A 10768-nucleotide genomic window follows, 5' to 3' on the forward strand; every position below is an offset into this window, starting at 1 on the left:
GGGCAGACAAGTTCAGCGGCGCATGGCGCCAGACATTGTCACTGTATGGAAGGGAGCGCGGCCGGTTTGCCAAAGAAAAAGCCTTGCAGTTCGTTCACGCCCAGCATGCGCATTTTTTCCGCCTGATCCTGGCTTTCAATGCCTTCGGCAATCACGCGTATCTTCAGTCGCCGGGCGATGAATACCACGGCTTCGATGATGGCGATGTTCTTTTCGTCTTCGGACTGGATGAAGGCCTTGTCGATCTTGATGGCGTCAATCGGCAGCTCACAAATGCGCGAGAACGAAGAATAGCCGGTGCCGAAGTCATCAATATGAATTTCCACACCCAGCTGCTTGATCTTGAACAGTGCCTGTTTCACCAGCGCGATTTCGTCTTCGTGAAACACGCTTTCGGTCAACTCGACAATCAGGTTTTGCGGGGCAAAATCACCGCTGGTAAACAGCATCAGCTTGTCGACAAAGTCTTCCTGCAGCAGCTGATAGAGCGACACATTCACCGCCACCTTCACCGGCTTGCCTGCCATGCGTTCCAGCTGCGGCTGTGCGGCCATGGCCTGATGGATCACCCAGTCCCCCAGTTCCACGATGGTGCCGCTTTCTTCGGCCACCGGAATGAACTCCACCGGCGAGATATCGCCCAGCTCGGGGTGCGCCCAGCGCGACAGGATTTCACAGGATGCCAGCGAGTGATCCTCGGCCGAGACAATATTATGGGTGACGATGGACAGCTGGCCATTGCCGATGGCCATGCGCAAGTCCTGTGCCAGCGTGGTCTTGCGCCGCAGCTGTTCGCGCATGCCGGGGGTAAAGAACACCACATGGCCGCTTTGACGCGCCTCACCGGCAGCAATATCAGCATACAAAAACAGATTATTGGGGTTGTCGCAGTCCTGCTCGGACACTGCGCCGATATTGACGTCCACGCTGATGGTCTTGCCTGCCACCTGCATGCGCTGGTTGATTTCGTCTTTCAGCAGCGACCCCACTTCCTGTGGCGTCAGCGCACCATCCCCCAGACGGGAGAAGTAGAAAATGAACTCATCGCCTCCCCAGCGCCCTACCTGACAATCGACATTACCGAAAATATCCTGGTTCAGCTGCGACGCCAACGCCTCCAGCCGCTGCGCCACCTGCCGCAGCACCATATCGCCGGCCTCGTGGCCCATGCCGTCGTTGATTTGCTTGAAGCGCGCCAGATTGATCAGGAAAACCGTGACATTGCCGGGGGTGATGCCAAAGTACTTCACCAGGTTGAACACCCCGTGGCGGTTTAACAGGCCGGTCAGCTCATCGTAATAAGCCAGCCGCAACAAGTCCTTGCTTCTTTCTTCCACCCTGGCTTCCAGGGTGTCGTTTTCCTGCTTCAACTCTTCCGCCATGGAAGAAACCTCATCCAGCAGACCCTTGTTGGACAAGGCAAGTCCGATGCTGCGACGCACCAGCTTGTAGTTGTTCTGGTGACTGATCATCATCACCCAGGCAAAAATGACGCCCAGCACACCCAGCGTGAGATAGGAATGAATACCCGTCTGCAACAGCCGGATGCAGGCGGGTAGCACCAGCAGCAGAATATACGCTTTGCCGGCAATCTTGAGTGAGGACAGCGTACCGGTGGCCCCTCCGGCCATCGCGGCCAGGATCACGATGATGGCAAACTGCTGCGCGCCCTGGTAATGGTCAATTCCCCACCAGCCCAGCACCGCCCAAAAGCCACCAGCACACACCAGCCCCAGATTCAGGTAAAAGCTGTCAACCAACAAGAAAGTATGGGTTTGCCGATAGCGTCTGGCAGCATGCAAAAACTGGGCAAAGCGCAAGGTAGTCAGCGTCAAGGCCGCACCGGACCAGTTCAGGACAAAACGGGAAGTATCGTCAGACAGGATATAGGTAATGGCCAGAATGGCTGCCAGATTCACCAGCAAGCCAACAGCGTAGTTTTTCAATGACTCGCGCCATATTCTTTCAAGCATGCCTTGCTGCATAAACCGCCTTAATAAATGACTGTGCCCTGCCCTGCCGGCAAGTGGCAAACGTGACCGCAACTGCTGTCTGCTGCCACGGCCATGCCGGGCTGATACATGACAGGCTACGAAGGACGCTGGCTGCAAATTCATATTATAAGCGCAGTCGCCAAGCACATATGCCATCAGGGAAAAATTTACCTTGCCGCTGCAGCAAGGCTCCTACGCCACTCAGACATCGGCACACAACTGGCGCAAAGCCTCGGCAAACTGCTGCAAGGGACGGGACTGCGTCCCGGCCCGGGTGAACATGGCAATCGGCGGCAAGGTCCAGTCAAACGAATACGGCACGATGGCCAGCCCGGCAGTGCGCACCAGTTCTTCGGCAATATCAGCCGGCACAATCGACACCGCCCGCTCGCTGGCCACAATCATCTCGCCAATCAGCTTGGAAGAATAACTCTCGACAATGGGCGACGGTGGCGCAACCCCGGCAGCCAGAAAAATGTCAGCCACCTGCTCGCGCATCGGCGTATTGGGCGCACCCAGAATCCAGTCCAGTGTGACCAGCTGCTGCCAGTCCAGCCGCACCCGCCCCAACTGGGCGGCCAGCCGGCGACTGGCAATCAAGCGTGGCTGCTGGCGATACAGCAGGCAGAACTCCACCCCGGCCAGGTCCACCGTGGAGGATGCCCGGCCAATCACGATATCCAGCGTGTGGTCCTGCAATTGCGGCAACAGCTGGTCGCTGGTGCCTTCGTGAATGGTGACGGTCAGGCCTTTGCTGTCCTCCGGCATTGCACGGCGAATGGCGGCCGATAGCAAACGCCCGGAGATAAAGGGAATCACCCCCACGTGCAGGTGAGCATCAAAACCGGCCACCGCACTTTCCATGTCGCGCACCAGATGCCCCAGGTCGTGAATCATCGCCTGGGCCCGCGCCAGCACCAGCTTGCCCAGCGCAGTGGGGGCCATGCCGCGCACCGACCGGTCGAACAAGGGCGCGCCGAACATGCTTTCCAGCTCGGCCAGCGCACTGGTAATGGCAGGCTGACTGCTGGCCATTTGTTCAGCAACCCGCGTCAAAGAGCCGTACTGCCGGATATTCAGCAGCAGAATCAGATGCCGCATTTTCAGGCGCGAACTCAAGCGGCGCAGCACTTCTTCGCCATTAATGCCCGTCATATCGCCGCACTCCATAAGGTAAACATTATGGGATGATAGTAAATCAAAATAACCAGCTTATGTTTACTGTCTAAAATGGCCACATTCGCAAGGACGGGCCACCCGGCAAGCCTTGCAGCCAACCGGGCAGCGCGGCACAACAGACAGCCACCAGCCCACCCCACTGGAGAGATTGCGACATGGATACCACCGATCGTCAGGCAGCACTGGATTACCACGAATTTCCCACCCCGGGCAAAATCGCCGTCAACGCCAGCAAGCCGCTGGTGACCCAGCGTGACCTGGCGCTGGCCTATACCCCCGGCGTGGCTGCAGCGTGTGAGGAAATCGTCGCCGACCCGCTCAATGCCAGCCGCTTTACCGCCCGCTCCAATCTGGTGGGTGTCATCACCAACGGAACCGCCGTACTGGGCCTGGGCAATATCGGCGCACTGGCCTCCAAGCCGGTGATGGAAGGCAAGGCCGTGCTGTTCAAGAAGTTTGCCGGCGTGGACGTATTCGACATCGAAATCAACGAAACCGACCCGGACAAGCTGGTGGACATCATCGCCAGCCTGGAATCCACCTTTGGCGGCATCAATCTGGAAGACATCAAGGCCCCGGAATGCTTCGAAGTGGAACGCAAGCTGCGCGAACGCATGAAGATTCCGGTCTTCCATGACGACCAGCACGGCACCGCCATTACCGTGGCCGCCGCCTTCATCAACGGCCTCAAGGTCGTGGGCAAGGACATCCGCCAGGTAAAAGTCGTCACCTCCGGCGCCGGTGCTGCCGCCCTTACCTGCCTGGACCTGATGGTGCATCTGGGCCTGCCGCTGGAAAACATCTGGGTCACCGACATTGAAGGCGTGGTCTACCAGGGCCGCACCGTGCTGATGGACCCGGCCAAGACCCGCTTTGCCCAGCCCACCGACGCCCGCACCCTGCGCGAAGTCATTGCCGGAGCCGATGTTTTCCTCGGCCTGTCCGCTGGCGGCGTGCTCAAGCCGGACATGGTGGCACAGATGGCCGCCCGCCCGCTGATTCTGGCGCTGGCCAACCCTGCTCCGGAAATCCTGCCGGAAGAAGCCCATGCCGTGCGTGACGACGTAGTCATGGCCACCGGCCGTTCCGACTACCCCAACCAGGTCAATAACGTCCTGTGCTTCCCCTATATTTTCCGTGGCGCGCTGGACGTGGGAGCCACCACCATCAGCCGCGAGATGGAAGTGGCTGCGGTATACGCCATTGCCGGCCTGGCTGAAGAAGAACAGAACGAAGTAGTCGCCGCCGCCTATGGCAGCTACGACCTGTCCTTTGGCCCGCAATACCTGATTCCCAAACCCTTCGACCCGCGCTTGATCGTGCGCATTGCCCCGGCCGTGGCCAAGGCAGCCATGGAAAGCGGTGTAGCCACCCGGCCAATTGCCAACCTCGACGCCTATACCGAGCAGCTGCAACAGTTTGTCTACCACTCCGGCAGCTTCATGAAACCGCTGTTTGCCGCCGCCAAGAAGCTGGTACGCGAAGGCGGCAAAACCCGCATCGTGTTTACCGAAGGCGAAGACGAACGCGTGCTGCGCGCCGTGCAGGTGATCGTGGATGAAAAGCTGGCACGTCCCATCCTGGTGGGCCGTCCGGAAGTGCTGCTGGCGCGTATCGAAAAATTCGGCCTGCGCCTGCGTCTGGGCGAGGATGTGGAAGTCACCAACCCGGAATACGACGAACGCTTCCACCAGTACTGGACCAGCTACTGGGAACTGATGTGCCGTGACGGCGTAACCAAGGAAATGGCCCGCGTGGAAATGCGCCGCCGCCTGACCCTGATTGGCGCGATGATGGTACGGCTGGGTGACGCCGACGGCATGATCTGCGGCACGGTGGGCGGCTATCAGGACCACCTGCATTACATCGATCAGGTGATCGGCAAGAAACCGGGCTCGGAAACCTACGCCGCCATGAACATTCTGCTGCTGGAAAAACAGACCGTGGCGCTGGTGGACACCCACGTCAACGACAACCCCACGGCCGAGCAGATTGCCGAATTCACCGTGGCCGCCGCCGAGGAAATGACGCTACTGCACATGAAGCCCAAGGCCGCACTGCTGTCGCGCTCCAACTTCGGCTCCGGCAGCTCGGCCTCCGGCAGCAAGATGCGCCAGGCACTGGAGTTGATTCGCCAGCGCGCCCCGGAACTGGAAGTAGACGGCGAAATGCACGGCGACTGCGCACTGGATGAAGCGCTGCGCATGAACATCCTGCCGATGTCACGCCTGAAAGGTGCGGCAAACCTGCTGGTCTGCCCCAATGTGGATGCCGGCAACATCGCCTATAACCTGCTGAAGACCGCCGCGGGCAGCAATGTGGCCGTCGGCCCCTTCCTGCTGGGCGTCAATGCGCCGGTGAACATCCTCACTTCCAGCTCCACCGTGCGCCGTATCATCAATATGGCTGCGCTGACCGTGATGGAAGCCAACCGCCAGGCTGACTAAGAGCAGCGAACAAAAAACCTGCTGCTGCGTTGCGCCGCCTTGCCCCAGGGACGCTACGCTATTTTGTTAGCCGCTCTAAACCTGACCCGGCTGCTGCGCGCCACACCGGCCGCAGCAGCCCCCCCTCTCGCCTCACCCTCGTCACCAGCAGCCAGTCTTGCATCGCGCATCCGCCATGCGCCTGATATATGACATCAACTATCCGTCTTTGCGGACAGTCCGCCTTGCGGCAGCTTTTTCCCTCAACTATGAACAGGAATGGATGCTGCTGATATTGATCGCTATTTCCTTTAAACAGCAGTGAGCCAAAACCGATAGACAGATGCTGCCTCCCAATCACTCGCTCGGGAAATATCATGCTCAGCCAATTCACTGTCAGACAGAAGTTGCTTGCAGGTTTTACCTTGGTCATTACCCTGATGCTGATGTTGCTGTTTACCGCCATCAGTAATATGCAAACCATCAACAGCAAAATGCTGGACATCACCCAGGACCGCTACCCGAAAATTGCCCTCACCAGCACCCTTACCATCAAGACGCTGGATATTGGCCGCCAAATACGCAATGCCGTCATTTACAGTGCGGGCGACACCGAAGAGTACCTGAGCAAGGTCAACAGTCTGAACGCAGAGAAGGCCGCGGCCATGGAACAGGTGGAAAAACTGCTCTCCACCGCCAAGGGCAAAGCGCTGTTTGCCAGCATGCGTGAAAAAAACCAGGCGCTGCAGGGTGCACAGCAGCAGGTATACCCCTTGATCCGCAGCCATAAGACGGCAGAAGCCGCGGATGTGGTGAAACAGAAAATTGCCCCGGCCAATGCCGCCTACATGGCCAGCCTGAAGGAGTTTGCCGATTTTCAGGAAGGGCTGATGCAAAAAGCCATGCTGGATGCGGCCAGCGCCCACCACAACGCCATGGTCAGCATGCTGACCGTAGGCGGCATCGCCCTGTTGCTGGCCATAGGCAGCGCATTGTTCATTGCACGGCTGATTACCCTGCCACTGAAGCAGTCTGCCCGGCTGGTGGAACAAATCCGCAATGGCAACCTGGCCGGTCAGGACGAAAACTATCCGCCCGCGCGCGACGAAGCCATCCAGATAGCGCGTGGCATTCAGGAAATGCGCCAGGGGCTGCGTGACATTGTGCAGGCCATTCAGCTGAATGCGCACAATGTGTCTGACTCGGCTAGCGAGCTGTCCAGCATGGCCGAGCAAGTTGCCAGTGGCGCACAACACCAGGCCGAAGCCACCGCAGAAGCCGCCGCCACCATCGAACAGCTTACCGTGAGCATCAACCATGTTGCCGACAACTCGGACGAAGCCACCCGCCAGTCCCGCACCACCGGCAGCCTGGCCCGAGACGGCGGCAAGGAAGTCATTGATTCGGTCACCCGCATCAAGGACGTCAGCCAGGCCGTCAGCGGCACCTCCTCCCAAATGAACATGCTCAGTACCGAGGTGCAGCAGATTGGCAGCATTGTCACGGTGATTCGCGATGTAGCTGACCAAACCAACCTGCTGGCACTGAATGCCGCCATTGAAGCGGCACGTGCCGGTGAAATGGGCCGCGGCTTTGCCGTGGTGGCCGATGAAGTACGCAAACTGGCGGAACGCACCACCAGCTCGGCACAGGAAATCACCCAGATGGTCAACGCCATCCAGCACGGCGTGGGCCGGGTCGTCGGCAGCATGAATTCCAGTCTGGAAAGTGTGGAAGCGGTCAGCAGCAGTACCGAACTGGCCTCCCAAACCATCGAGCGCATTGGCAACAGCACGCAAGCCATCGAACGCAGCATTGCCAACATCACCGGCGCACTGAGCGAACAACGCGTGGCCAGCCAGAGCCTGGCGCAAAACATGGAGCGCGTGTCACAAATGGCGGAAGAAAACAGCGCCACCGTAGAAGAACTGGCCACCACATCGGCCCAGTTAAGTGCGCTTTCCCATAATCTGCAAGATATTACCGCTCGTTTTCATTTGTAGCCTTCCGCCACGGCGGCGGGGGTGAAACGGCAGCAAACCCGGCAGCCGATGTCAGGCCGGCTGCCGGGTTTGCTGCCGACCAAACGATATAGACCGTCACCCCAAGCAGCAGCCCTTCATGACCACAAGCCTCGCACCTATACTTCGTGCTCGCACACCTTGTTCCGCCCCTGCTGCTTGGCCTGATAACAGGCGGCATCCGCCAGATTCAGCCACTCATCCCAGCTGCGGCCGGGGCCATCCAGCCAGACCAGACCAATACTGACGGTGACCTTGCATTTTTCACCAGCCATATCGATTTCCTGCGCAGCCAACTGCAAGCGTAGTCGCTCTGCCAGGCGGCGGGCCTCGGCCTGATTCACCTGCGCCAGGAAAATGACAAACTCCTCGCCGCCAAAGCGGGCAATCAGGTCCTGCTCCCGCAATGTGGCTTGCAGCGCCTGCGCAGCCACCGCCAACACCCGATCCCCACCCAAATGGCCAAAGCAATCATTCACGCGTTTGAAGTGGTCGATATCCGCCATGATGATGGCGTTACCCGCCTCGGCCTGCGCAGGCAAGCGGGCAAACAGGTAACGGCGATTCCCCACACCGGTCAGTTCGTCCCGTTCACTGGCCTGCCGCAGCCTGACTGCAGAGCGCTCGGACAGAATGGTCAGCACCAGCAACACCAGGATGAAATTGCAGATGATCTGCGCGAAGAAAGCCCAAGACAGCAGTTGCCGGGACCAGGCACTGCTCACTATCCAGTAACACTCGCTGCCATATAGCAGGGCACTGACCAACAGCGTCAGGCTAAGCAGCAGTCTGGAAGCCAGCGGCTCTGCACGACGGTCATGCCACATGCAGAATGCCGCCGCCAGCAGGAAGGAAAACGCATTGAAATGAAACACCGCCGCACGCTGCTCATTGTGGGCGATAAAGCCGGTAAACATGCCGACCAGCAGCCACAGCAGCGGCACCAGGGCCACCCGCAGCCGCCAGGCACGCCAACGCGGGCTGCTCAGCTCGGCCAAACCGCTCCACAGGGCAGCATAGCCGCCAACGCCAAGCACAAAATGCACATAGCGCCACAAGAACGGCCAGGGCAGCAGCTCAAGCTCGCTCAGCCCCGCCAGCACACCCCCGACTGCCAGCACGGCCAGCGCCAGCGCAATCCGCCCAAGCCCGGTTTCATTGCGCTGGTGACGCCATGCATTCAATACAGCGCAAGTGCCGGCAATCAACGATGTCGAATACAAAAACAGCACCGTTGGCAGATCCAGCATCAGCATGGAAATGGAATTGCTCATAAACTCGCCCTTGATGACTCACTTCACGGTTGGCGAGCGGGCATGCCGGTCTCCTGATCAAATCCATACATCGTGCATAGCCCGTCATGCTAGCACGGCTGTTTTGCAGTGCTGTTTAGCAGTCGACAATCACGCCAGTACCATCCAGGCCCTCACCCCGCGGCCAGGCGCGCGCGCAAACGCGGGGCGGCAAAGTCCAGAAAGGCACGCAGCTTGATGGGCAACCTGCCCTGCGCCGCATACACCAGGCTCACCGGCCATGCCGCCGCTTCATAATCCGCCAGCACAATCTGCACTTTGCCCGCCCGCCGGGCCGGTTCGCACTGGTAAGACAACACACGGGTGAGGCCCAGGCCGCCGCAAGCGGCATCCAGCGCTGCTTCGGCCCCGTTGACGATAAGCCTGGTATTGATGGGTATAAGTGAAACCGCATTACCTATATAGAATGGCCAGGCTTGCGTACCAGCCAGCGCGTCATAGCTGATGCAGTCGTGCTGGCTGACATCCTCCGGCACCGTAGGCAGGCCGCGTAGCGCCAAGTATTCCGGGCAGGCACATACCACCTGGCGCACCGCCCCCACCCTGGTGGCCACCAGGCTGCTGTCCGGCAGCGGGCCAATACGCACCGCCAGATCAATATGCTCCTCCAGCAAATGCGACACCCGGTCACCCAGTTGCAGGCGGATATTGATGTCCGGGTAGTGCTTGAGAAAGTCCACCACCACCGGTGTAAGGTGCAGGCGGCCAAACACCACCGGCGCGGTGATCACCAACTCCCCCTTGGGCGCGGCATATTCGCCACCGGCGGCGCGTTCGGTTTCGTTGACATCGTCCAGAATGCGCCGACACGCCTCCACGTAACTGCGCCCGGCTTCGGTCAGCGCGATATGCCGGGTGGAGCGCTGCAACAACTGCACGCCAAGATAGCTTTCCAGTTCCGCCACCTTGCGGCTGACGGTGGCCAGCGGCAGTGCAAGCCGCCGCGCCGCTGCCGAAAATCCACCGGCATCCACCACCGCCACCAGCAGCGCCATGGCTTCCAGCCTATCGGCCATATTCTCAATTTCCGGGATAGTGATTCCCCATTCTAGCGGATTATCACGTCATATGAAGGCAGGTATTGTCTGGACTGTCACCACCACCCCGAACGGAAGCACCCCATGTCCCATCTCACCATCCCGGCCACCATCGCCGATGCCCCGGCCGCCTCGCAAGCCATGCTGGAAGCCGTCAACCAACAGTTTGGCCTTGTCCCCAACCTGTTCCGTCTGGTGGCCAACAGCCCGCAAGCGCTGGAAGGCTACCTCGCCCTGTCCGCCGCACTGGGGCGCGGCAGCCTGCCGGCCCAAACCCGCGAGCGCATTGCGCTGGCCGTGGCCGAAATCAACCGCTGCGCCTATTGCCTGTCCGCCCATAGTTACCTGGGCAAGAACCTGGCCAGGCTGGACGAGACCGAAATCCTGGCCAACCGCCGCAGCACCTCCAACGACCCCAAGGCCGATGCCGCCGTGCGCTTTGCCGCGCAAGTGGCACGCGAGCGCGGCCATGTCGGGCGCGAGGCACTGCTGGCCGTCAAGCAAGCGGGGTATGACGAAGCGCAGATCATCGAAATCGTGCAGCACGTTGCACTCAACAGCTGGACCAACTACATCAACTCGGTCGCCGATACCGATATCGACTTCCCTGCTATCCAGCCCTTTAGCGCCTGACCCACCGCCCCGGCACCCGCCGGGGCAAGCTACCCGGAGCCCACCATGAACCGCCCACCCCTACCCCCGTTTGACTCCACCAGCGCCGCCCTGAAAGTGCGGCTGGCCGAAGACGCCTGGAACAGCCGCGACCCGGCCCGCGTCGCCCTCGCCTACACCCTGGAC

Annotated in this window: 9 protein-coding genes; 5 read left to right on the forward strand and 4 right to left on the reverse strand. The window is 60.0% G+C overall.

Going from position 1 to position 10768, the window contains the following annotated elements:
* Positions 1-38: 38 nt before the first annotated feature.
* Together HWX34_RS19420 and HWX34_RS19425 are read right to left on the reverse strand one after the other, a co-directional pair.
* The gene (locus HWX34_RS19420) at positions 39-1973 is read right to left on the reverse strand and encodes a bifunctional diguanylate cyclase/phosphodiesterase (protein ID WP_178973823.1); all 1935 of its coding nucleotides are present in this window, start codon (positions 1971-1973) and stop codon (positions 39-41) included.
* Positions 1974-2195: 222 nt separating this feature from the next.
* Positions 2196-3149, reverse strand: a complete 954-nt coding sequence (locus HWX34_RS19425; RefSeq protein WP_178973824.1) for a LysR substrate-binding domain-containing protein — start codon at positions 3147-3149, stop codon at positions 2196-2198.
* A gap of 179 nt (positions 3150-3328) precedes the next feature.
* Here HWX34_RS19425 and HWX34_RS19430 point away from each other — a divergent pair, with 179 nt between their 5' ends.
* From HWX34_RS19430 to HWX34_RS19440, 3 genes are all read left to right on the forward strand, one after another.
* Positions 3329-5620 carry an NADP-dependent malic enzyme gene (locus HWX34_RS19430; protein ID WP_178973825.1) on the forward strand — a complete coding sequence of 764 codons (2292 nt, stop codon included), beginning with the start codon at positions 3329-3331 and terminating at the stop codon, positions 5618-5620.
* A 157-nt stretch (positions 5621-5777) separates the two neighbouring features.
* Positions 5778-5924, forward strand: a complete 147-nt coding sequence (locus tag HWX34_RS19435; protein ID WP_178973826.1) for a hypothetical protein — start codon at positions 5778-5780, stop codon at positions 5922-5924.
* A 52-nt stretch (positions 5925-5976) separates the two neighbouring features.
* On the forward strand, positions 5977-7602 hold the full coding sequence (locus tag HWX34_RS19440) for a methyl-accepting chemotaxis protein (RefSeq protein ID WP_178973827.1): 1626 nt from the start codon (positions 5977-5979) through the stop codon (positions 7600-7602).
* A gap of 137 nt (positions 7603-7739) precedes the next feature.
* Here HWX34_RS19440 and HWX34_RS19445 read toward each other — a convergent pair whose 3' ends face one another.
* Both HWX34_RS19445 and HWX34_RS19450 read right to left on the reverse strand, forming a co-directional pair.
* Positions 7740-8894: a GGDEF domain-containing protein gene (locus HWX34_RS19445; protein WP_178973828.1), complete on the reverse strand. Its 1155-nt coding sequence runs from the start codon at positions 8892-8894 to the stop codon at positions 7740-7742.
* A 152-nt stretch (positions 8895-9046) separates the two neighbouring features.
* Positions 9047-9949, reverse strand: coding sequence for a LysR family transcriptional regulator (locus HWX34_RS19450; protein WP_218645263.1), 903 nt, complete (start codon positions 9947-9949; stop codon positions 9047-9049).
* Between the two features lie 105 nt (positions 9950-10054).
* On the opposite strand from HWX34_RS19450, the gene HWX34_RS19455 reads away from it, so the two are divergent.
* Positions 10055-10603 carry a carboxymuconolactone decarboxylase family protein gene (locus HWX34_RS19455; RefSeq protein ID WP_178973829.1) on the forward strand — a complete coding sequence of 183 codons (549 nt, stop codon included), beginning with the start codon at positions 10055-10057 and terminating at the stop codon, positions 10601-10603.
* A 45-nt stretch (positions 10604-10648) separates the two neighbouring features.
* A partial coding sequence (locus HWX34_RS19460; protein ID WP_178973830.1) for a DUF1348 family protein occupies positions 10649-10768 on the forward strand: 120 nt, incomplete at its 3' end.

This window comes from Aquitalea sp. LB_tupeE (genome assembly GCF_013391415.1).
Classification (GTDB): domain Bacteria; phylum Pseudomonadota; class Gammaproteobacteria; order Burkholderiales; family Chromobacteriaceae; genus Aquitalea.